Consider the following 22,513-nt stretch of genomic DNA (forward strand, 5'->3'; position numbering starts at 1 on the left):
CCCTCCGAGGTTTCCGTCCGAGGGGTAGAGGCCACAGGATTTGAGACGTTGCTTCCTACTCAGTGAGGGAGGGTCGCAATCTGTCCCTCCCCCTGACTAACCCTCGAGCCCGGGGATGGTGAGCTTGCCCTCCTCCGTGTGCACCTGCTTGCTCAGCTGCTCATTGAAATCCGCAGGCTTGTTGTTCTCGATGAGAGCAAGGTCCTCCCGGCTGATCCTCGAGGGCTGCGCATCCCGCAGAGTCATCGGCCCGCCCGGCTGGAACTTCTCGTCGCTCGGGAGCTTGATGGACGGCTGCATCAGAGACTGGGCCGGGGAGGGGTCGACGAGCTGCTTGATGGTGTCGATGGCCTGAGTGGCGGTGGAGATGGCGTCAGCGACGGCGTTGAAGATGTTGCCGAGGTTGGACTGCAGGGAGTCGGTCGGAGAAGCCAGGGTCCCCTGCAGCGGGGCGGAGGCGCTGGCTGCGGACGGATCCATCATCTGGGGGCTGGCGAGGTCGGCAGGAAGGCCGCCGGCCGCGTAGGGATCCATCTGGGCGCTGGCGAGGTCTGCAGGGAGGCCGCCCGCGGCGTAGGGATCCATCTGGGCGCTGGCGAGGTCTGCAGGGAGGCCGCCCGCGGCGTAGGGGTCCATCGGCATGGCACCGGCCGCGTACGGATCGGCAGGGAGGCCACCTGCGGCGTAGGGATCCATCGGAGCGGCGCCCGCGGCGTACGGGTCCATCGGAGCAGCGCCTGCAGCGTACGGGTCCATCGGAGCGGCGCCCGCAGCGTACGGGTCCATCGGAGCAGCGCCTGCGGCAAAGGGATCCATCATCTGCGGGTTGAGCATGGCCAGAGCGCTGGGCAGCATGGTGGCTGCCTGGAGTCCTGCGCCGGCCAGGCCCGCTGCGCCGCTGGCCACACCGCCGAGGGCACCGCCCACGGCCGACAGGCCACCGCCGATGGCGCCACCGACGCCGCCGAGCGCGTTACCGACGCCGCCCAGCGCGTTACCGACGCCACCGAGCGGGTTGCTGAGGCCACCAAGTGGGTTGTTCAGGCCACCGAGCGGGTTCTTGAGCCCATTGAGGGGGTTGTTGAGGCCGCTGAGGGGGTTGTTCAGTCCGCTGAGGGGGTTGTTGAGGCCGCTGAGGGGGTTGTTCAGGCCGGGCCTGTTCAGGCCGCTGAGGGGGTTGTTGAGGCCGCTGAGGGGGTTGTTCAGGCCGGGCTTGTTGAAGCCGGGGAGGTTGCCGTTGATGTCGGGGCGCGGGGTGAAGGTCGGCTTGCCGCCGGGGAGGTTGCCGTTGATGTCCGGGCGCGGGGTGAAGGTCGGCTTGGGAGCGCTGGGCTTACCGCCGGGGAAGTTGCCGTTGATGTCGGGGCGCGGGGTGAAGGTCGGCTTGGGAGCGCTGGGCTTGCCACCGGGCAGGTTGCCGTTGATGTCGGGGCGCGGGGTGAAGGTCGGCTTGGGAGCGCTGGGCTTGCCGCCAGGGAGCTTGCCGTTGATGTCCGGTCGCGGAGTGAAGGTCGGCTTGGGAGCGCTGGGCTTGGGAGCGCTGGGCTTGGGCAGGTTGACCTTGGGCATCGAGATCTTGGGCAGCTTCATGGTGGATCTCCTGAGAGGACGGGGGCGACGGGGGCGGTGACGGGGCGGTGTGCCTTGACGAGCAGACATGACTGCAGCGCTCGTGCCAGGGCCGGAAGCCCCAGCGTTCCACGAGGATTCAAGGGTTTGTGTGGAAGGAGGAGCCTCATGGAGGCTCAGGTGGTGACCACTACCCCTGGGTCGCCGGGTGACTCGATCCATCAGGACGATGACGGTTGTCACCAGGTGAGCTGAGTCCCTGGATGGCTTCCGCCAACTCGCCGCGATTCAGGAGTCCCATCAACCTGTGCCCGCCCGCGTCCACGGACCTGAAATCAATCCTCGAGCCGCGCGCAAGCTCGACGCTGTCCTGATGCGGCACCGTGTCGTCGGACGGATCGTGGAAGACCACGATGGGCACCTGCGTGCTCCGCGCCCGGATGCTTTCCATCTTGTCCGTGGAGTCCAAACGGCCCATCCACTCGCTGGCCTTCAGGATGGCGGGGGCCAGCAGGACGGTAGGTCCGCTCCACTCACCGCGGATGATCAACTCCGCCGCGATGGCACCTCCCCAACTTGAGCCCACGATGATCTCCGGCTTCTCCCGCTGTACCGCCGCGCGTTGGACCTCGACACATGCGGCGAAGCTCCGTGCGAACGCCTTGGCCACGAGTGCCCTGCCGCGCACCGCACCCCAGATCAGCCCTAGGAGAATCGTCGCGGTGAGTCCGAGCACCGATGAACCCACGATGCACAGGACTGAGGAGATCCCAATGACGACACCGGCGAGCCACGTCTCCGGTAGGCGGAGCAGTTGGCGGAGAACCGAGTTCCGCCGCTTGAACTGCAGAACCGCCATCTGCATGTCGGGCGCGACCACGTCGAACCCTTGTTCGCGGAGGATGCGGACCTTGCTCCCCTGCGGGTGGCTTTCGAGACCGTGGATGAAGAGCACGCGAATGGGGAGCATCGATTCGCCGGTTCTACCGCGTCCTGGACAGGACGTGGATGCGGCAGGCTTCGTCCACGCCGTGTCACCTTGATGCGTCCGCGAAGGCTGGGGGCCTGAACCGGGGTTCCCTGGCTCCTGTGCAGAAAGCACGAGGCCCCCACCCCCGACGTTTCCGTCAGAGACATGGGGGCCCGCGATCGCTTCGATATGAGGAGGGCGACTTAGTTCTGAGCGGCCTCCTCCAGGGTCTTACGGAACTCTGGAGAAATCTCCGTGGGCCGGCCGAGCTTGCTCAGATCCACAGGCGGCAGCACCTCGTGAGTCGGCGGCGGTCCGATCCTCTCCTCCCTGGCCGGAATCGCATCGTTCTGGATGCGGGACATCAGCTTCGGCTCGGGCGCGGAGGGCTGGGTGAGCTGGGAGAGCTGAGTGGCGGCGGAGGGATCCACGAGCTGCTTGATGGTGTCGATGGCCTGGGTGGCGGTCGAGATGGCGTCAGAGACCGCGTTGAAGATGTTGCCCAGGCTGGACTGCAGGGTGTCGGCCGGCGAGGCGATGGGGCTCTGCGTCGGGAGGGCGCCGGCCGCGAGGGCGGGGTCCATCATCTGAGCGCCAGCGAGGCCCGCAGTGGGGAGGCCGCCCGCGGCGTAGGGGTCCATCGGCATGGCACCGGCCGCGTACGGATCCGCGGGCAGGCCGCCTGCGGCGTACGGGTCCATCGGCATGGCGCCGGCCGCGTACGGATCCATCGGCATGGCACCGGCCGCGTACGGGTCGGCAGGCAGGCCGCCCGCGGCGTAGGGATCCATCGGCAGGCCGCCTGCGGCGTAGGGATCCATCGGCATGGCGCCTGCGGCGTAGGGATCCATCGGGGCCGCGCCCGCGGCGTAGGGATCCATCGGAGCGGCACCAGCGGCGTACGGGTCCATCGGCATGGCGCCCGCAGCGTAGGGATCCATCATCTGGGGGTTGAGCATGGCCATGGCGCTGGGCAGCATGGTGACGGCCTGGAGTCCCGCGCCGGCAAGACCTGCCGCGCCGCTGGCCACGCCGCCGAGGGCTCCACCCACAGCCGACAGGCCTCCGCCGATGGCCTCGCCGACGCCGCCGATCACGTTACCCACGCCACCGAACGGGTTGTTCAAGCCACCCAGCGGGTTGTTCAGGCCACCGAAGGGCTTGTTGAGGCCGCCCAGCGGGTTGTTCAGGCCACCCAGCGGGTTGTTCAGGCCGCTGAGGGGGTTGTTCAGGTTGGGCCTGTTCAGGCCGCTGAAGGGGTTGTTCAGGCCGCTGAAGGGGTTGTTCAGGTTGGGCTTCTGGCCAGGGAAGTTGCCGTTGATGTCCGGGCGCGGGGTGAAGGTCGGCTTGCCGCCAGAGGGGAAGCCGTTGATGTCCGGGCGCGGGGTGAAGGTCGGCTTGGGAGCGCTGGGCTTGGGAGCGCTGGGCGAGGGCGTGCTGGGCTTGGGAGCGCTGGGCGAGGGCGTGCTGGGCTTGGGAGCGCTGGGCTTGGGGGCGCTGGGCTTGGGAGCGCTCGGCTTGGGGATGCTGGGCTTGGGGATCGAGATCTTGGGGAACTTCATGGCGCGAGCTCCTGGGAGGACGGGGGCGACGGGACGAGGCGACGGGGGGAGTGCCTTGACGAGCAGACACGACTGCAGCGCTCGTGCCAGGGCTGGAATCCCCGGAATCCCACGTGCATCCAGGTGTTTACGCAGAAGACGAGGCGCTCGAGCCCCCCGCGTGGTGGCTGGAACCCAGGATCACTGGGTGACTCGATCCACCAGACAGATGACGGCTGTCACCAGGGACAGGGGACTCAGGGCAGGTAGCGGCCAGGGGCGAGGATGCCGTGCGGGTCCAGCGCGGCCTTGAGCGTCCTCAACACCGCTGGCGAGTCATCCTCTGGCGCGAAGGGCAGCACCGGTGCCTGGATGCCCAGCCGCGCCGGGTAGTAGCCCGCTCCTCCCAGGGCCTGCTGCAGGGCGTCGTGGCACGCCATCGCGCGCGCATCCTCTCCTTCGACTTCTCGATCATAGATGATCGCCACCACCAGATAGGCGCACCGCGCCGAGACGCCCAGCACGCACAGGTTGGGCTCGAAGCCGAACCGCAGCGGCAGGGGCTCCGCGAGCGCCAGGGCCGTCTCCAGATGGGAGGCCGTCATCGGCACCGCGCACGACAGCCAGATGAAGCCGCACCCGTCTCGCTCTGGCTCGGGCACCTCGGGAAGCGGCGTGCGCTTGCGCCAGTACATCATCCGCAGGTTGCGCGCCGAGGGCACCTGTCGCAGGCCTCCCGGCCCCATCTCTTCCTCTCGAAGGCAGATGAGGGTGGGCAGGGTCTCCTTCAGTACGTGCTCCACCCGCTCCTGCGCCGCCTGGGCCTGGGCCTCGCTCGGGGCCTCGAGCACGCAGTTCAGGTGCCACGGAAACACTTTGTGCTCGGCGCGCAGTTTCCGCCGTTGCGCCTCGGGCAACGGCGTGAGCCCCCGCGTCGCCTCCCACGGGTACTGGCCCAGCACCGAGAGCACCTTGTAGTCGTTCCACAGCGAGAAGGCCTCGCGCAGGGTGCCCTCCAGCCGCAGTTGCCGCATCCGCTCCAACACCGGGCCCAGCTGGAAGGGATCCTCCAATACGCCCGAGATCAGCCGGAGACACGGTGCCCGCGGCGCCAGCCAGAAGGTCATCCGCGTCACGATGCCCAGGTTCGACTGGCTGAAGAGCCCGTCCAGGCCCGGCCCCGCGCCCCAGCGCAGCACGGACGCCGCCTGGGCCCGAGGGTAGCGTCCGGGCCCGGTGCGCAGGCACTCGCCCGTGGGCAGCACCACCTCCAGGCCGCACACGTGTTGGAAGACGTCCCCGTGGGGCCCTATCCCGTCCCCCCGCTCGAGCGCGTTGCCGATGAGGCTCGCCTGCGGCGGCCCGCCGATGGTGGCCAGTTGCAGCCGCGAGCCTCGCTCCTCCAGGAAGGCATGGGCCTGCGCGAACGACACGCCCGGCTCCACCGTGAGGTACGCCAGGTCCTCGTCGAACTCGAGCACCCGGTTCATCCGGCCCAGATCCACCAATACGCCGCTCCGGACTGGCACTCGCGAGCCATAGCCCTGGTTGCGCCCCGCGCTCACCGGCGTGATGGGGACATGCGTCTGCTGGGCGATGCGCACACATGCACGCACCTCTTCGGTGTTCCCGGGCCGCAGCACCGCGCTGACAGCCTGGGTGGTGGCGAAGGTCGCCGTGCGGGCCCGGGCGAGCGTCACCTCGTCGGCGAGCACGTGCTCCTCGCCCAGCTCCCGGCGCCACGCCTCGAGTGCCTCTTGCAGCCGGTCCATGCCTTCTCCCGTTGGCGGCGCGGAAGCGCGCCCGCTGAGTCTACCGGTGATGACAGCCGTCACCGCTTTCCGAACGTCAGTCACCAGTAAGGACCAGGGCGGACGGGGCGTACACCGGGGCTTCCAGAGGGAAATCAGCGATTTCCAACCTCGAGAAGGGTTGGCACGCGGCCTGCTCTAGCCCTGTCCGAACCTTCACTTCGAGAGGCCCCCATGACCGCCCCCATCTCTGGCAACCGCCCCATGCTGCCCCTGGCCCAGCCGCTCCCTGCTGAGTCCGTCGCTCAGACTCCTGCCACGCCCGTCGAGACGTCGCAGAAGCGGATGGTGTCCGCCCCGCTGGACGCCTCGTCGTTCGCCGCGGGCGGCCCGACGGCGGCTCGTGGCGCTCTGCCGGCCCTGCTCGGCGGCGTCGCCGACACGGTGGCCCAGGCGGGCATCGCGAAGCAGCAGCTCATCGGCAACGCTCTGGGAGTGGCCACCAACGCCCTGGCCTCCGCCCAGGCGGGCATCCAGGCGGCGGCGGGCCTCGCCTCGAACTTCGGGACCCAGTTCGCCGGGCTGCAGAACGCGGCCGTGGGCGCTCTGGCGGGGGCGGCGCAGATGCCGCTGAACATCGCCAACCAGGTGGCCGGCGCCGTCAATGGCGGCTCGGGCGCGCGCCAGCTCGATGTGCTCCAGGGCATGGCCTACTCCCAGGGCCCCACCTCGCTGGGCAATGTCGAGGCGGGCCAGTACAGCGCGGGCCAGCTGGGCCAGTACGCCGATCCCTACGCCGGCCAGTACGCCGACCCCAGCCAGCAGTACGGCGCGTACGCTGACCCCTATGCGGGGCAGTACGCGGACCCCAGCCAGCAGTACGGCGCGTACGCTGACCCCTATGCGGGGCAGTACGCGGATCCGGCCAGCCAGCTGGGGTCGCTCTTCGGTGGCGCGGCCGATGTGGTCGGCGGCGTGGCGGGTGGGGTGGCGGATCTGGCCGGCGGCGTGGGCGACCTGGCCGACCTGCGCAACCCGTTCAAGAAGCCCTCCGGCCCGGAGTCGAAGCCCAACACGCCGGACACCCAGTCCACCAGGCCCTCCGGTCCGGATGCCAAGCCCTCCACGCCGGATGCCCGTCCCTCCGGCAAGCCCTCCGTGCCGGACCTGAAGCTGCCCGGCGGTCTGGCCGGCAAGGCCGATGACGTCGCCAAGGGCCTGCTGAAGACGGGCGGCAAGGCGCTCGGCCGGTTCGTCCCGGGCGCGAACATCGCCCTGGCGGGTCTGGACATCGCCACCGCGGTGAAGACGTTCAAGGACCCCAACGCGAGCGTGGGCGACAAGATCACCTCGGGCATCGTCGCCGGTGGCTCGGCGCTGGCCGCGACCAACATCCCCATCGTCTCGCAGGTGGGCGGTGCCATCTCGACGGGCGTCTCCCTCGTGAGCGACGTGGTGAAGACCTTCGGTCCTGAGATCAAGGACACGGCCAAGAAGGTGGGCGAGGGCATCAAGGACACGGCCAAGAAGGTGGGCGAGGGCATCAAGGACACGGCCAAGAAGGTGGGCGAGGGCATCAAGGACTTCTTCAAGGGCTGGTAGTTCCTCCGCTTCTTTCTCCACCTTCACACTCCCCAAGGTGACTCCATGAACTCCGTCTCGATTCCGCTGCTGTCGTCTCCGCTGCCCCAGGATGATCAATCGGTGATGCGGTCCCTTCCCCGAGTGGAGGCCCCCTCCCTGGAGGACCTCGCGGTCACCATCTCGCCTCCGGAGGCGTTCACTCCGGAGCAGGTCCAGGCGCGGTTCCTGGAGCTGGCGCGGCCCCTGGCCACCGAGCGCTACCGCTACCCCAGCGAGAAGGTGGCGTGGGGCGACGAGGTGCTGTTCGACATCGTCGGCTACAGCGAGGGCAAGCTGATCCCGTTCAGCGTGCGCTCGGGCGAGTGGGTGCGGCTGGAGCCAGAGCCCGTGTTGCCGGGGCTCTTCGAGGCGCTGGTGGGCCGCACGCCTCGAGAGAAGGTGGCGGTCGACATCACCCTGCCGGGCGACTATCCCGTCGAGTCGCTGCGGGGGGCCACCGCGCGCTTCAGCGTGCAGCTGTGGGGCGCGCGTGAGGTGACGTACCCCGAGTTGGAGAACCCTGCCTTCCTGAGGGCGTTTGGTGCCGCCACCCTGGCGGAGGCCATGAAGAAGGTGGTGGGCCAGATGGAGGCCGAGGCCAAGCAGCTGCTGCTGAGCCAGGTGCAGCGGCAGGTGCTGGCCACGGTGGCGGAGCGCACGCGGGTGAAGGTGCCCGCGACGCTGGTGGATGAGGAGATCCGCCGCCGCTGGACCTCCAGCGAGGGGCAGGTGCTGAGCCAGCTGGGCTTCGACGAGGCTCGTCGGGACGAGTCGCTGCGCGGGTGGCTGCAGGACACGCAGACGCGGGCCGAGGTGGAGCTGCGGCTGCGCATCGGCCTGGCCCTGGGGGCCATCTGCAAGCGGGACAAGCTGAAGGTGACGCGGGAGCGGGTGGAGAAGCTCATCCGGGACGAGGCGAACGCCTCTGGGCTGCCGCTGCACGAGGTGGCCGCCGCCCTGCAGGCCGAACCCCAGAACCTGGTCAAGATCGATCAGATGGCCTTGCACCTCACGGCCGTGGACCACGTCATGAGCCGGGCCAAGGTGCAGGTGGCGGCCTGACACGCACGTGAGCGGTCAGAATCAGCCTGCGATCATCGCGGCCTTGGGGCTTGAGCTCGCGGAGAGGAGCGACTGAGGGCTCCGGCCGCCTTCGGTCGCTCGACATTGCCAAGCCTCGGATGCGGCTCGAGCTGATCGATCGCGTTCAGCTCCGCCGCGTGGCGGCGTCCCCATTCACAGAGCGCCGCGATGATGGGCTGGAGGCTGTGCCCCAGCTTCGTCGCCGAGTACTCCACTCGCGGAGGCACTTGAGCGAAGACCTCGCGGTGGACGATGCCGTGCTCCTCCATCTCTCGGAGCTGCTGCACGAGCACTTTCTGGCTGGCGAGCGGCGCCAGACGCTTGAGCTCGGAGAGCCGCTTGGGGCCTTCGAACAGGTAATAGAGGATGACGGCCTTCCAGCGGCCGCCGATCACCTTGAGTGCTCGCTCGGCTGGGATGGGAGGGAGTTCTTTAACGATGGAGGGCATGGTTACCAAACGGTGCGTATGGCACGAATAAGTGTCTAGTCCCGGAGCGGGGCGTACGTAACAAATCATGGCAACTCCTCTCCAAGGAACGCTCATGACTGCCGCGAACTCTCGTACCGTTGTTGCCCCCATTGCCCTCATCACCGGCGGAAGCCGTGGACTCGGCAAGAGCATGGCCCTCCAGCTTGCCGACCGGGGCGTCGACGTGATCCTCACGTACCGCTCCGCGGAGAAGGAGGCGCGCGACGTGGCGGCGGAGATCGAAGCGAAGGGCCGCAAGGCGGCCATCCTGGCGCTCGACGTGGGCCGGAGCGCCGGGTTCGCGGCGTTCGCCGAGGCGGTGAAGGGGGTACTGGCGCGGGTGTGGAAGCGCGAGCGCTTCGACTACCTGGTGAACAACGCCGGCACGGGCTTGCTCGCGGGCTTCGCCGAGACGACGGAGGAGCAGTTCGACGAGCAGCTCAACGTCCACCTCAAGGGCACGTTCTTCCTCACGCAGAGGCTGCTGCCGCTGATCGCGGACGGGGGGCGGATCGTGAACATGTCGACGGGGCTCACTCGCTACACGTACCCTGGAAGCTCGGCGTACGCGGTGATGAAGGGGGGCGTCGAGGTGCTCACGCGGTACATGGCCCGGGAACTGGGGCCTCGGGGCATCTCGGTCAACGTGATCGCGCCGGGTGGCATCGAGACAGACTTCGGCGGCGGGGTGATGCGCAACCCTGAGCTGCAGAAGGTGGTGGCCGCGCAGACGGCGCTGGGCCGCGTGGGCGTGCCCGATGACATTGGCGGCGTGGTGGCCATGCTGCTCTCCCCCGAGAGCCGTTGGCTCACCGGCCAGCGGCTCGAAGTGACGGGCGGGTACTCGCTCTGATCGAGACAAGGCCCCGGTGCCCGCTCCAGCGTGGCGGCAGGGTCCACGCTGGAGTGGCTGAGACGGCTCAATACCCGGTGTCTGTGTTCCCGTTCGAGTTGTCGCCCCAGTTCTCGTTTTCGTCCACGGCCGAGCGGTTGATGGGGCGGCCGGCACCGAACAGGAAGCCCAGCTTGAACTGGACGAAGCCTCCGTTGAAGCCACCGACCACATCCGAGTCCGAGGACGTGTCGACGGAGCCGATGAGCGGATAGGAGACCGCGACCTCCGGCATGAGGCGGAAGCCCTCGGCGACACGCAGGGCGTAGCCTACCGAGGCGCCCGCGCTGATGATGCTCACGCTCGTATCATCCACGCCGACGCGCGCCAGGGAGACGCGAGGGCCCAGGACGAACTCCGAGCCTCCCGAGGTCTTGAAGCCCACCAGCACCGGCAGTGCCAGGTTGATGTAGCTGAGCTCGTCTTCCCCGATGCTGCCGAGGAGTGCCATCGCCGAGGGAGCCAGCGAGATGGCCTTGTCGGGATCATTCGGGTGGGTGAGGAGGAACTTGGTCTGGAGCTCCACCAGCGAGGAGCCGAACCGGACGCCCAGGTCCACCCTGTCCGCGACGCCGTAGCGCAAGCCCAGATCCACGTGGGGGTAGTAGACGCTGCCGTCTATGGAGGTGTCGTCCTGGGCGAACACCGCCGCGCCAGCCATTCCAGGCTCAATGGCGAACTGGAACTTGCCTGTGCCCAGCGTATCCGCCGTCTGCACCTGGCTGATGGAAACGCAACCGGTGCTCAGCACGCCTACGGCCAATGCTGCTACCGCAACTCGTCCATACATTTAGGGGTCCCCTCTTTTTGGTTTGCATGCGGCGCCGGGAGGCCAGCGCCGCGAATGCAGGGCTCCCTGACGGTGTCGGAAATTGGAAAATTCAATCCGGGTACGAATTTGAGCGCTATACTCCCGGAGAAGAGTCGGCCCGTACTGAGGGTCCTGCTCTCCGGGAGACCTGGGAATGCCCTGCCGAAGTCTCAGCGCACTCCTGTTCCTGCTCGCCGCCTGCGCTACGACGGAGCCGAGAACGCAAGGGCCGGTGAGCAGCAGCCAGAGGGTTGCCAACCTCCAGAGAGCGGCGGTGTTGCCCTGGCGGGATGAGGGGCAGTGCGTCGTTCATGAAGCCGGTCAGCCATGGCCTGTGGTGGTGGAGCGATGCTTTCATGCGCTCGACTCCAAGAGGATCCGGTTTCGGGATACTGAGCGGCGGTGCCCCGTGATCAGGAGTCAGGTGCCAGAGTTGCGGAGAGAGCGCGGCCTCGCAGGGGCTTGCGGATTTGACTTCCGGGTGGGTGTGCGCCGCGCCGCGCATAAGGCAGCTCTGGAGCGTGCGGAGCCGGAGTTCGAGGGCCTCATCGTTGTCATGGGCTGGTGCTGAGATGCCGGCAACTCAAGAGAATGAACTTGCAGTTACTGTCTATGCGCCTGCGCTCGCGAGCGATGATGGGCGTCCTGTTGCAGTCGTTCATTCCATGGAGCGCGCAGCCCCTGGCTTGCACCTGGGGTGGATGATTTCTGAGAAGGGTCAGCGTATCCCCTTGCCGGATCGGGATGTATGGCTCGCCCAGACGAGAATGGATGGAGGATTCCCGCTACTCCGCAACGGCGACGACGACTTCCGGGTGACAGTGACCGGATGGGAACTCTCGGCTGCCAGCTCACCGGAGGGGCAGGCCCAACTCGTCGTGGAAGCGGTGTTGCCGCTGACCGCAGATGGCGTGGCGGTGGCAGCGGACGTGCTGGCGGCCATAGCGGAGGGTGCGCGTGCCTTCTGGGGACATACAACACCGTTCCTTGCGGCGGTGGACATCGCGCGCCAGACGAAAAACTGGGCCGCCAACCCGCAGCCCCCACCTCGTGGACTGCCAGCGCTCAAGCTTTCTCGGAACATTTCTTCACCTGAGATCCCGCATCGCCTCGGGTGGGTGAACTACTGGTCGGCTGCTGCCGCGAGAAGCATCGGCTTCCCGGATCCTGCGCGCGACGAGGACCTGCTCTCTCGATCGCGGGGGACAGCGGCGGGAGGGTGGGTGGTCCGGCTCACGGAGGCTCCGCTGGTTCTCGGCAATCCCGCTCACCTCTCGGCTCTGATGCACGCCTATGAGCGCTTCCCACAGATTGGCGGCCGGGTAGTCCCTTGAAGTGTGACAAACCTCTCGGGTGCGCCACGGTGGCACTGCCGTTAGGCTCCAGGAACGCGAGAATTCCGGTTGGCCAAAGTCCGTGGCACTCTGGGCTTGAGACGGGAAGGGAGGGCCAATAGTCGTGAATATCTATACAGCGTGTGAGGCGCTACGCACCAATCGTCGCATAGAGATTCGATACGACGGTTTCTCGAGAGTTGTTGAAGTTCACGCTTGCGGTTACACGGAAGATGGACACGCCGTGATGCGTGTTTGGCAGGTAAGAGGTGGCAGTGTTAGCGGGGAGAGGGCTGGTTGGAAGTTGTTGAGACTTGATGAAACTCTCGGGATCCAACTTCTTGGCGAAGCATCCGAAGCTCCCCGCCCAGGATATAGGCGAGGCGACAAAGCCATGTCGCGAATCCTTTGTCAGTTCGAGAAAACCCCTGGGGCAGGGATATTCTGACGCAGAGTCACGCTCTCTGAGGGGATCTCTGGGGAAGGGCGAGACGCGAAGGTTCCGCCCCTCGAGCGAGCCACCGAAGTCGTGCAGCCAGGATGTCTGATGCTGTGGGATGAGATCACTTCTTGTGAGTTCCGGCCCCAGGTAGCGATAGGGTGCGGTGCGTCATGGCGCGCACCCGTTCCGTAGACCAGCCCCTCCGTCGAGATGTCCGTCTCCTGGGTCGCTTGCTCGGTGAAGTCCTCATCGAGCAGGAAGGCCAGGCCCTCTTCGATCTCGAAGAGCAGGTCCGTCACCTCTCCATCCAACGTCGCCGCGGCCCCAAACCTGGCCGTCGCGCCGTCGCAGCAGAACTTGCCGCGCTCCTCCAGAAGCTTCCCCTTGAGCAGGCCGAGCCCGTCCTCCGCGCCTTCTCCGTCTACTTCCAGCTCGTCAACCTCGCCGAGCAGCACCACCGCATCCGCCGCTTCCGCGAGCACGCCAGCGATCCCGAGGCCGCTCCGCAGCGCGGCTCCCTCGAGGCCGCCTTCCAGACCCTCAAGGATGCCGGCGTCCCCAAGGATCGTGTCCTCGAAGCCCTCCGTGGGCTCCAGGTGACTCTCACGCTCACCGCCCATCCCACCCAGGCCGCTCGCCGCACGCTCCTCGAGAAGCTCTACCGCATTCAGCGCCTCCTCGAGGCCCGCGACCGCTGTACCCTCACGCCCCAGGAGATCGCCGACGGCCTGGAGTCCATGCGCGAGGAGATCGCCGCCCTCTGGCAGTCCGATGAGCTGCGCCGCATGCGCCCCACCGTCGGCGACGAGGTCAAGAACGCCCTCTGGTACGTCGAGGAGGTCCTTGCCGACCAGCTCGCCCGCCTCCCCGAAGCCATCGCCTGGGCCTTCGAGCGCGCCTATGGCGAGCCCCTCGGCCGTGTCCCCACTCCCGTGCGTTTGCACTCGTGGGTCGGTGGCGACATGGATGGCAACCCGCTCGTCACTCCCGAGGTGCTCGCCGACACCCTGCGCGCCCACCGCGCCCGCGGCCTTCGCATGCTCCTGCGCGACGTGGAGTCGCTGGGCGTCTCGCTCTCCCAGTCGGATCGCCACGCCCCCACGCCCAAGGAGCTGCGCGCCTCCATCGAGCGCGATGAGGCCGAACTCCCCGAGGTGGCTCAGCGTCAGGGGCCTCGCACCGCCGGCGAGTCTTGGCGCCGCAAGCTCCGCTTCATGGAGACCCGGCTCCAGCTTGCCCTCCACTATGTCGAGGGCTCTCGCGCCGGCAGCAAGGAGCCCATGGCTCCCGCTGCCTACCGCTCTCCCGCTGCCTTCCTGAAGGATCTGGAGCTCGTCGAGCGCACCCTCTTGCAGGTCAAAGCCGAGCGCGCCGGGGTTCGTCAGGTGCGCCGCGTCCACGAGCGCGTCAGCGCCATGGGTTTCCACCTCGCCGAGCTCGAGTTCCGTGTGCCCGCAGAGGATGCCATCAGCGCCAACGCCTCGCTGGATGGCGGGCCCGCGCCCTCCGAGGGTGGTGCCCGGCTTCTCGCCGTACTCGATCGCGTGAAGGAGGCCCAGGCCGAGTCAGGCGAGGTCGCCTGTCGCACCTTCATCCTCTCCATGGCCAGCACCGCGGATGATGTGCTCGCCGCCTTCCGCTGTGCCCGCCACGCCGGCCTTTGGGACAACGAGCGCGGTTGCGCCACCGTCGACATCGTCCCCCTCTTCGAGCAGCTCGGTGCGCTCAACGACGGGCCCAAGGTCATCCGCACCCTGTTCGCCGATCCCACCTACCGCCGCCACGTCGAGGCCCGAGGCGTTCAGGAAGTCATGGTGGGCTACAGCGACTCCGGCAAGGAGGTGGGGTTGCTGGCCGCCGCCGCCGCGCTCCAGCGCGCCCAGGTGGCCCTCACCCAGGTCTCCAAGGAGGAGGGGATTCCCCTGCGTCTCTTCCACGGCCGCGGCGAGTCCGTGGCTCGTGGCGGCGGGCCCGCCCAGCAGGCAATCCTCGCACTGCCTCAGGGCAGCCTCGCCGGTGGTTACAAGGCCACCGAGCAGGGCGAGGCCCTGGATCACAAGTACTCTCAGCCGGAGCTCGCTCGCCGCACCCTGGAACTCGCCCTGGGCGGCGTGCTCCTGCACGTCATGGATGCCCAGCCTCGGCCCTCTCCCGAGGACGAGAAGGTCTTCCGCGAGGCCTTCGACTCGCTCGCCGAGATCGGCCGCCGCGAGTACCGCGCGCTCGTGTGGGAGGATCCTCGCTTCGTCGAGTTCTTCATGGACAGCACTCCGCTCGAGGAGATCTCCGCGCTGCCCATCGGCTCTCGCCCCAGCAAGCGCAAGGCGGGAGGACTCGAGTCCCTGCGAGCCATCCCCTGGGTGTTCGCCTGGACGCAGAACCGCGCCATCCTCCCGGGCTGGTATGGCGTGGGCTCGGCGCTCGAGGCCTTCGCCGACAAGCCCGAGGGCATGTCCCTGCTGCGCCGCATGTACCGCGACTGGCCCTTCTTCCGCACCGTCATCGACAACGTGACCATGGTGCTCGCCAAGAGCGATATCGCCATCGCCTCGCGCTACGCGAAGCTCGCTCCCGAATCCACACGCCCCCTGTGGCGCACCATTCGCGCCGAGCACTCGCGCACCCGCCGCTGGGTCAAGCGCATCACCGGCGAGTCCCGCCTGCTGGACAACAACCCCCAGCTCCAGCGCTCCATCGCCCTGCGCAATCCCTACGTGGACCCCATGTCCTTCCTCCAGGTGGAGCTCCTGCGCCGCAAGCGCGAGGGCCAGGAGGTCAGCCGGCCGCTGCTCCTCACCCTCAACGGCATCGCCGCCGGTATGCGCAACACGGGCTGAGCCTAGATTCCTAGAGATTTCGCGCGTTTACGTGCACGGACGCGCCCGTCAGTTGACGGAGTCCTGGCCATCGGTTGACTCAGGCAACCAATTCGTTGACCCTGGCAACCATGGCCGACACTGACGCCCAGGGACGAATCGAGGCTGTGCGCAGCTTCAACCGCTTCTACACGCAGAAGATCGGTGTGCTGCAGAAGCAGCTCCTCAAGAGCCCGTTCTCGCTGACGGAGGCCCGCGTCCTCTACGAGCTGGCCCACCGCGACAAGCCTACCGCCACCGAATTGGGCAGCGAGCTGGGTCTAGACGCTGGCTACCTGAGCCGCATCCTTCGTAGCTTCGAGGAGCGCGGCCTGATCGCGAAGCAGCCCTCCGAGGAGGATGCGCGCCGCAGCGTCCTCTCCCTCGAGAAGCCGGGCCGCGAGGTCTTTGCCGCCCTCAACGCCCGCTCGGACAACGAGATCGGCGAACTCATCGGAGGAATCTCACCGGCGGACCAGCAGCGCCTGGTCGACGCCATGCGCACCATCCAGGAGCTGCTCGGCTCCAAGCCCGAGCGCAAGGTCCCCTACATCCTGCGGCCCCATCAGCCCGGGGACATGGGCTGGGTCACCTACCGCCACGGCGTGCTCTACTCCCAGGAGTACGGCTGGGATGAACGCTTCGAGGCTCTCGTCGCCAGCGTGGTGGCCGAGTTCATCCAGAAGTTCGACCCCAAGCGCGAGCGCTGCTGGATCGCCGAGCGCGACGGCGAGATCGTCGGCTCGGTGTTCCTCGTGAAGAAGACCGACGAGATCGCCAAGCTGCGCCTGCTGCTCGTCGAGCCGAAGGCGCGCGGGCTCGGCATCGGCGTGCGGCTCGTGGACGAGTGTCTGCGCTTCGCCCGCCAGGTCGGCTACCGGAAGATGACCCTCTGGACGAACAACCAGCTCGCCGCCGCCCGGAACATCTACCAGAAGGCCGGCTTCAGGCTCGTCGCCTCGGAGCCGCATGATCTCTTCGGCACAGGCTCGATCGGCGAGACGTGGGAGCGCGAGCTGTGAGGCCCGGCGCTCCCACGCCTCCGGAGGCTTGATCAGAGCCCGCCCTGTGCTCGCAGCACGCGAGCCACTTCCTTGGCCATCACCTGGTGGCCCTGGATGCTCGGGTGGATGCCATCCACGTCCAGCCCGTCGATGAACAGGTGCACGCTCCCCGGCGAGCGCGTCACCGCCTCCAGATCGATCACCGAGGCCATCGTCTGCGTCCGGATCCACGCGTTGAACGCGACGCGGTCCGTCTTCACCTGCTCGTAGGTGCCGTAGTTCGTGCGCTCCTTGGGCAGCAGCGTGCTCACCCAGACCCGGCAGAAGGGCTTCAGCCGGGTGATCAGCGTCGTCATCCGCGCCTCGAGATCCGCCACGCTCAGCGCCGTCAGATCATTGGTGCCCAGGAGCACCAGGCAGTCCGTCGCGCCTTGGACCGCCAGCACCTCGTGATCCAGGTTGATCAGCTCGCCCCAGAAGCCCTGCCCGGACACGGCCGCGTTCACCACGGGCACCCCGAGCTCCTTCTCCACCAGCGCCGGCCACGCATTGCGCGTGTCGTTGTAGGTGTCGATGTAGCCCTCCGTGATGCTGTCTCCGAGGGCCACGAAGGCGCGGCCCGGCGTGGCCTCCACGTCCACCGTCGCCACCCCGATGGCCTTCTGCGAGGCCGAGCCTCCCAGCGCCTCCATCCGCGTCGAGTACGCGCCCGAGCGCGAGAAGCTCCCAGGGAACGCGTCGATGGCGCTCACGCCCAGCGCTCCGCTCACCTCGAACGAGATGGCCAGCTCCGCCCGGAACCCCACCGGGAAGACCACCGGATCCGACGTGACGAGCTGCCGGGCACTCGCGGTGAAGCCCGGGGCTCCATTGAAGGAGAGGGTGACGGGCTGCGAGGCCAGCGCCCCATCCGCTCCCGCCAGGGCCACCGTGGCCTTCTGCAGCTTCAGCGTCCCGTCTCCCGCGCTGAACGTCACCCGCAGCCGCTCGCCCGCCTTGCCCACGGGCACCCGCATCCGGAACGTCGTCAAGCTGCTCACGCTCTTGGACCAGCGCAGCGCCTGATGGAAGGCGGGCTGGAACGCAGGGGCGGGGATCGGAGGCGTGGGGGGCGGCTGCGCCTCCGGATCCGCTCCAGGCGGGGGCGCCTCTTCGGGAGCGGGGTTCGGTTCCTGCTCCGAAGGCGTCTGCGGGAGGGGATCCATCGGCGCGGGAGTGCTGATCTCGCCCCCTTCCGAGCTGGGAGCCGAGGGTGCTTCGGGCGAGCCGGCGCCACAGGCCGCCAGCAAGCTCCAGGTGCACATGAGGGCCCAGAGGCCCGATCTGCTCCGAATCACATTTCACTCCTTGGCTGGAATAAGGTTGAACAGCCCCGCACCAACCAGGAAGGGAAGTCCTCCATTTGACGCCCTTTCTCACCCTGGGCTTCTCGGGAGGGGAGCAGGCAGGAGGATGAGGGCTTTCCCCCAGGCGCTCGAGGGGCCGAGCGGGCCGGAACTCCCAGGGATTCGGGAATCGTCTGGACAGGAAGCGAGCGTTCGGGCACAGGGCCCTCTTGAACCGGGCCTGCGAGACAGCCGACACTTGTTGCTGCTCATCCGGTCGCTTGTTTGCTTCGCCGCGCTGCTCTTGGGAGTTTCGGTTCCGCATGAACGGCAATTCCGCGGATGTACCAGCCACGGGGCAGGATGCCCCGGTGAACCGCCGAGGTGAGGAGCGGGTGCCTGCACGCTTCGAAGTCCACTTCACCTATACCCAGGAGGCGGCCAGGGCCCTTCGGGCCTACTCGCTGAACGTGTCAGCGGGCGGCCTCTGTCTGCGGACCCGGAAGGCCTACGACGTGGGCTCTCCGGTCCGCATGGACATGACGATCGCCGGCGAGTCCTTCCAACTGAACGGCGTCGTCGCCTGGGTGCGGGACGAGGCCGAGGCCGTAGGGGTGCGCTTCACGGACATGAGCGAGGAGGATCGCACCCGGCTCCAGCGCGTCATCGACAGCATCAAGCGCTAGGCAGGTGGCCCGGCGGGCTTCAGGAGCCCCCGTGGCGGAACACCATGCAGTCCCCTACGAAGCCGCACGCCTCGTAGAAGCGGGCCGTGTCCGAGCCCGATTCGCTCCGGGCGGCCAGCTCCAGCCGCTTCACGCTGAGCACCCGGGAGCGCTCGATGGCGTGCAGCAGCAGCGCCCGGCCCACCCCGCGGCGCCTCCAGGCTTCCGTCACCACCAACTCGTCCACCGTGGCGATGCGCCCGCGCAGGCGCAGCTGGGGACGGTGCGAGAGGCTGAGCATCCCCACGGGCTTGTCCTGCGGATCACACGCCACGAAGATCTCGATCTCGGGATGGCTGGTGACCCAGTGGACCGTCTGGGTATCCGATCCGTCCGGGTACCCCAGCTCCTTGAGGAGCGTGGCGAGGGCTTCGGCATCTCCGCGTCGAGCACGGCGAATGCGGAACGCCGACGGCGAGGCCGCGGGAGCAGGCGAGGGCGGCGGGCTCTTGGCAATAGGCGTTGGCACGTCGTCCGGAGTCTAACGAAAGGGCCGCCGGTCCTCCAAACTGGAAGGCACGGCGGCCCGGACTCCTACACGTGGCAGGGACTTATGGCTCTTCGGTGGCCAGCTTTCGCACGGCGTCGATGACGTCCGGGAGCTGGGGCACGGAGGCCATCTCCAGGTTGTCCGACAGGCCGATGCCGGGCACGAACTTGCCTGCCAGCAGCCGAGGCGGCGCCTGCAACTGGTAGAAGTGGTCCTCCACGGTGCGACGCACCAGGTGCTCGCCGAAGTTCGTCACCTCGGTGTCCTCGTTCACGAAGAGCACGCGGCCCGTCTTCTCGATGGAGCCCTTCACCAGATCCCAGTCATAGGGCCACAGCGTGCGCAGATCGATCACCTCCACGCTCAAGCCCTGATCGCGCAAGGCGTCGGCGGCCTTGGCGCACAGCGGGAGGGTGCGGCCGTAGCTGACCACTGTCACCTGCGAGCCCTCGCGCACCACCTTGCCCTTGCCGATAGGCACCGCGTACGGCTGCAGGGCGGGCCAATTCGGCTTCCACGCCGAGCGGTCTCCCAGCGGCGCGTCGATCATCTTCGACAGTTGCCGGTCGTCCTCGGGCTCGCCGGGGATGCGCTCCTCGCCCTTCACGCGCAGCAGCGCCTTGGGCTCCAGGAACATGACGGGGTTGAGCTCCTGGCAGGCGGAGATCATCAGCCCGTACGCATCCAGCGGGTTGGAGGGCATGACGATCTTCCAGCCCGGGATGTGCGTCGCCGTCGCGTCGAACGAGTGCGAGTGGTAGATGGACCCGCGGATGCCGCTGCCCACGGGCGTCTTCACCACCATGGGCAGGTTCCAGTCGCCGTGGCTCGCCCAGAGCGTGTTGCCCGCGAGCTTCAGCAGATCGATCGTGTTGTAGATGTAGTCGGCGAACTGGATCTCGGCCACCGGGCGCTGGCCGGCCATGGCCAGGCCGATGGCGGCGCCGAGGATGCCGCGCTCGTCCAGCGGCGAGTTCCACGCGTTCTTCAGGCCCTGGGTCGCCGTGAAGACTCCGCCCAGCGGCGCGCCCACGTCCTCGCCGAAGATGTCCATCACCCCGAGGTGCTCCTCGGCGTAGTGCAGGGCCATGCGGATGGCCTGTGCCATGTTGGCCATGGTTATTTCTTCTCCGCGTAGATGTGATTCCAGATCGTCTCGGGAGCCGGCTGGGGCTCGTCGCGCACCTGGCGGGCCGCGGCGGCGAGCTCCTCGCTGTAGCGGTTGCGCAGATCGTCCATCTGCTGGCGCGTGAGCAGGCCGTCCTTCTCCAGCTTCGCCTCGAACTCCTTGAGGCAGTCCTGCTCGTTGCTCACGAAGTTGGCGCCCGAGGCCGACGAGTGGCCGAACAGGCGCGACACCATGGCCTCCATGAGGAACGGCTTGCGTTCGGTGCGCACGTACTCCATGGCCTCGCGCAGCTCGCGATAGGACTCGACGGGATCGTTGCCGTTGATCGTCTTGCTGCGGATGTTGAAGGCGCGCCCGCGGTCGGAGATGCGCGTCTCGCCGTGCTGGCCCTCGGCCGAGGTGGAGATGCCCCACTTGTTGTTGGTGACGATGATGAGCACCGGCAGCGGGTTGGCGGGGCGGCTGCTCCAGATCAGGCAGGAGGCGAAATCGCCCTCGGCCGTGCCCGCGTCTCCGCCGGTCACGATGGTGATGCCGTCTCCACCGTGGCGCTTCTGGGCCATCGCCGTGCCCGGGGCCATGACGTACTGCACCTCGATGGGCGAGGACACCGGGGCGATGTTCCACTCCTTCTTGGAGAAGTGGCCCGCGAAGTTGCGGCCGCCGGAGTAGGGATCCGTGGCCGTGTTCTTCATCTGCCGCAGCGCCCCGATGGGCTCCTCGCCCAGCGCCAGCATCGTGCCGGACTGGCGGTAGTGCGCGTGCAGGTAGTCGTAGTCCGGGCCCTGGCCCTTCTTCATCAGCATGCCGAGCGGGACGTTGAACGCCTCCTCGCCTGGACCGCCGATCCAGAAGTAGCCGTGCCCTTGTTTGTACATCTGGATGAGACGCTCCTCGAGCACGCGCGTCTTCACCATCAGATCGTGGATCCGCACGAGCTGCTCGCGCTCGAGAGGGGCGGATGCTTCTTCGCGGTTGATCAAACGAGGTCGTGACACGCGAGGCTTCCTGGAGAGTGGGAGAGTCGTCCCTATAACCCAACAGCTCCCGGTGCACTCAAGAGGGCTGCTCGCTTAGATGTCCGCCAGTCGGGAAAGGCCTTTCACGTGGCGCGCTGCGGCATCAGCCGGGCTTCTCGGAGTCATGCGGGCCGCGCGCGGGCAGGGGCTCGGAGCGTGCGCGGCCCTCGCGGAGTTCGCGGGCTCGCGAGGCCAGCGCCGGCTGGTTGGAGGCGTCCGCGTGCGAGGCGATCAGCGCCAGCGTCTCGTTCCCCAGGTGCTGCTGGCTCGGAGAGGAGAGGAGCCGGGTGAGATCCTCGTAGCGCTGGCTTTGGAGCAGTGCGGCAACGAGCACGTGGCCCGTATGAGGGGTGGGGGCTTCATTGAAGGTGGCCCTCAGCGGCTGGATGGCCAGCTCCGGCAGGCCGTTGCTCAGCAGCAGCTCGCCCACGAATTGGGGATCGGGAGGCAGCTCGGGGAAGTCCTCCTCTTGAAGGAAGTGGCGGTTCAGCGGGGTGCGGCGCTCGGGCCGGGGAGCGCGGGACACGGGGGGCTTCTCCGGGCGGGGTTCGGGTGGCGGTGCGGCGCGTGGCTCGGGCGGCGGGGCGCTCGGGGACTGGCGCAGCCCCGCGAGGAATTGCTCGACCTGGGCCGAGGCCTGCTCTCCGTCTTGCTGAGTGGGGCGCGCTCGCTGCGACGCGGAGCGGATCCGGAGGGTGTACTTCCGCTCGACCCAGGCTTTCATGAACCCGTTCACGTTGATGACGCCCAGGACGAGGGCGAACATCCCCAGCCAGGTCTCCTTCCAGATGATCGAGAGCACCAGCCCGCAGGCCGCCGTCCCCAGGGAGATGGCGTGGACGAGCCATTCGTAGCGACGCCCGCCGCGCTCGCGGATCACCGCCGCCATCACATGCCCGCCGTCCAGCGGGAGCACGGGGAGCAGGTTGAACACCCCCCAGCCGAAGTTGGCCCAGAGCAGCCCCCAGACAGCGGACCTGGCAAGGCTGCCTGCCTGCCCGATGTGCAGCGTCCGATCGAGCGCCAGCACCAGCCCGCCCAGCAGGAAGCCAGCCAGGGGCCCGGCCAGCGCGATCCACAACTCCTGGCGGTGGGTGAGGTGTCCGCCTCCCTCGCTCCGGGCAGTGCCCCCCAGGCCATGCAGCGAGATGCTCGCCGCGTGCCCATAGCGCCGGAACATCAGGGCATGCCCCAGCTCGTGCACGAGCACCGAGACAAAGACGACACAGAACCACACAGCGATGCGGGCAGGGCTGCTCCACCCCGTCGTGCCGGTGACCAACGTCATGAGGAGGAAGAGGGGGTGGACCTGGACGGGGAACCCAGCCACCCGGAATCGGAGCACCATGGCGAGAGCAGGTCTGCCCATCCTAATCGGAGCTGAGGCTGCCTGCAGGAGGGGGGGCCAGGGGCTCGCACTCTCTTGGAAGTAAGATAGAGTCCGGCCGCTTCCCACGTCAGCCCGCGTTCTCCAGCGCGG

19 protein-coding genes are annotated in these 22,513 nt (G+C 67.9%); 8 read left to right on the forward strand and 11 right to left on the reverse strand.

Annotated elements, in window-relative coordinates; all coding sequences use genetic code 11:
- Window positions 1-96: 96 nt before the first annotated feature.
- From KY501_RS01470 to KY501_RS01485, 4 genes are all read right to left on the reverse strand, one after another.
- Window positions 97-1,590, reverse strand: a complete 1,494-nt coding sequence (locus KY501_RS01470; protein WP_224360528.1) for a hypothetical protein — start codon at window positions 1,588-1,590, stop codon at window positions 97-99.
- 169 nt (window positions 1,591-1,759) lie between these two features.
- A complete protein-coding gene (locus KY501_RS01475; protein WP_224360529.1) occupies window positions 1,760-2,539 on the reverse strand; it encodes an alpha/beta hydrolase in 780 nt (259 codons plus the stop codon).
- A gap of 203 nt (window positions 2,540-2,742) precedes the next feature.
- Window positions 2,743-4,101 (reverse strand): hypothetical protein, encoded by a 1,359-nt coding sequence (locus KY501_RS01480; protein ID WP_224360530.1) that lies wholly within the window; start codon window positions 4,099-4,101, stop codon window positions 2,743-2,745.
- A gap of 236 nt (window positions 4,102-4,337) precedes the next feature.
- Window positions 4,338-5,852 (reverse strand): FAD-binding oxidoreductase, encoded by a 1,515-nt coding sequence (locus KY501_RS01485; protein WP_224360531.1) that lies wholly within the window; start codon window positions 5,850-5,852, stop codon window positions 4,338-4,340.
- Window positions 5,853-6,065: 213 nt separating this feature from the next.
- Between KY501_RS01485 and KY501_RS01490 the strand changes: the two genes are divergently transcribed.
- Both KY501_RS01490 and KY501_RS01495 read left to right on the forward strand, forming a co-directional pair.
- Window positions 6,066-7,433, forward strand: coding sequence for a hypothetical protein (locus KY501_RS01490; protein WP_224360532.1), 1,368 nt, complete (start codon window positions 6,066-6,068; stop codon window positions 7,431-7,433).
- Window positions 7,434-7,478: 45 nt separating this feature from the next.
- Entirely contained in the window at window positions 7,479-8,516 is a 1,038-nt protein-coding gene (locus KY501_RS01495) for a trigger factor (RefSeq protein ID WP_224360533.1), read from the forward strand.
- Window positions 8,517-8,548: 32 nt separating this feature from the next.
- On the opposite strand, the gene KY501_RS01500 is transcribed toward KY501_RS01495, so the two are convergent.
- A complete protein-coding gene (locus tag KY501_RS01500) occupies window positions 8,549-8,986 on the reverse strand; it encodes a winged helix-turn-helix transcriptional regulator (protein ID WP_304608586.1) in 438 nt (145 codons plus the stop codon).
- A 94-nt stretch (window positions 8,987-9,080) separates the two neighbouring features.
- Between KY501_RS01500 and KY501_RS01505 the strand changes: the two genes are divergently transcribed.
- On the forward strand, window positions 9,081-9,860 hold the full coding sequence (locus KY501_RS01505) for an SDR family NAD(P)-dependent oxidoreductase (protein WP_224360534.1): 780 nt from the start codon (window positions 9,081-9,083) through the stop codon (window positions 9,858-9,860).
- A 67-nt stretch (window positions 9,861-9,927) separates the two neighbouring features.
- On the opposite strand, the gene KY501_RS01510 is transcribed toward KY501_RS01505, so the two are convergent.
- Window positions 9,928-10,689 (reverse strand): hypothetical protein, encoded by a 762-nt coding sequence (locus KY501_RS01510; RefSeq protein WP_224360535.1) that lies wholly within the window; start codon window positions 10,687-10,689, stop codon window positions 9,928-9,930.
- Between the two features lie 175 nt (window positions 10,690-10,864).
- On the opposite strand from KY501_RS01510, the gene KY501_RS01515 reads away from it, so the two are divergent.
- The 4 genes from KY501_RS01515 (at window position 10,865) to KY501_RS01530 (ending at window position 16,363) form a co-directional block, all read left to right on the forward strand.
- Entirely contained in the window at window positions 10,865-11,281 is a 417-nt protein-coding gene (locus tag KY501_RS01515) for a DUF6310 domain-containing protein (protein WP_224360536.1), read from the forward strand.
- A gap of 1 nt (window position 11,282) precedes the next feature.
- Entirely contained in the window at window positions 11,283-12,044 is a 762-nt protein-coding gene (locus KY501_RS01520; protein WP_224361058.1) for a DUF5953 family protein, read from the forward strand.
- A gap of 612 nt (window positions 12,045-12,656) precedes the next feature.
- A complete protein-coding gene (locus KY501_RS01525; protein WP_224360537.1) occupies window positions 12,657-15,323 on the forward strand; it encodes a phosphoenolpyruvate carboxylase in 2,667 nt (888 codons plus the stop codon).
- A 110-nt stretch (window positions 15,324-15,433) separates the two neighbouring features.
- Window positions 15,434-16,363 (forward strand): bifunctional helix-turn-helix transcriptional regulator/GNAT family N-acetyltransferase, encoded by a 930-nt coding sequence (locus tag KY501_RS01530; RefSeq protein ID WP_224360538.1) that lies wholly within the window; start codon window positions 15,434-15,436, stop codon window positions 16,361-16,363.
- A gap of 32 nt (window positions 16,364-16,395) precedes the next feature.
- Here the strand turns inward: KY501_RS01530 and KY501_RS01535 are convergent, their stop codons facing one another.
- Complete coding sequence (locus KY501_RS01535) at window positions 16,396-17,682, reverse strand: SGNH/GDSL hydrolase family protein (protein ID WP_224360539.1); 1,287 nt, start codon at window positions 17,680-17,682, stop codon at window positions 16,396-16,398.
- Window positions 17,683-17,993: 311 nt separating this feature from the next.
- Here KY501_RS01535 and KY501_RS01540 point away from each other — a divergent pair, with 311 nt between their 5' ends.
- The gene (locus tag KY501_RS01540; protein ID WP_224360540.1) at window positions 17,994-18,356 is read left to right on the forward strand and encodes a TIGR02266 family protein; all 363 of its coding nucleotides are present in this window, start codon (window positions 17,994-17,996) and stop codon (window positions 18,354-18,356) included.
- A 19-nt stretch (window positions 18,357-18,375) separates the two neighbouring features.
- On the opposite strand, the gene KY501_RS01545 is transcribed toward KY501_RS01540, so the two are convergent.
- The 4 genes from KY501_RS01545 to KY501_RS01560 form a co-directional block, all read right to left on the reverse strand.
- Window positions 18,376-18,864 (reverse strand): GNAT family N-acetyltransferase, encoded by a 489-nt coding sequence (locus tag KY501_RS01545; RefSeq protein WP_373691539.1) that lies wholly within the window; start codon window positions 18,862-18,864, stop codon window positions 18,376-18,378.
- Between the two features lie 82 nt (window positions 18,865-18,946).
- The gene (locus tag KY501_RS01550; RefSeq protein WP_224360541.1) at window positions 18,947-20,002 is read right to left on the reverse strand and encodes an alpha-ketoacid dehydrogenase subunit beta; all 1,056 of its coding nucleotides are present in this window, start codon (window positions 20,000-20,002) and stop codon (window positions 18,947-18,949) included.
- Window positions 20,003-20,004: 2 nt separating this feature from the next.
- Window positions 20,005-21,012: a thiamine pyrophosphate-dependent dehydrogenase E1 component subunit alpha gene (locus KY501_RS01555; protein WP_224360542.1), complete on the reverse strand. Its 1,008-nt coding sequence runs from the start codon at window positions 21,010-21,012 to the stop codon at window positions 20,005-20,007.
- A 124-nt stretch (window positions 21,013-21,136) separates the two neighbouring features.
- A complete protein-coding gene (locus tag KY501_RS01560) occupies window positions 21,137-22,381 on the reverse strand; it encodes a M50 family metallopeptidase (RefSeq protein ID WP_224360543.1) in 1,245 nt (414 codons plus the stop codon).
- Window positions 22,382-22,513 lie beyond the last annotated feature (132 nt).

The sequence above is a fragment of the Hyalangium versicolor genome (genome assembly GCF_020103695.1).
GTDB lineage: Bacteria > Myxococcota > Myxococcia > Myxococcales > Myxococcaceae > Hyalangium > Hyalangium versicolor.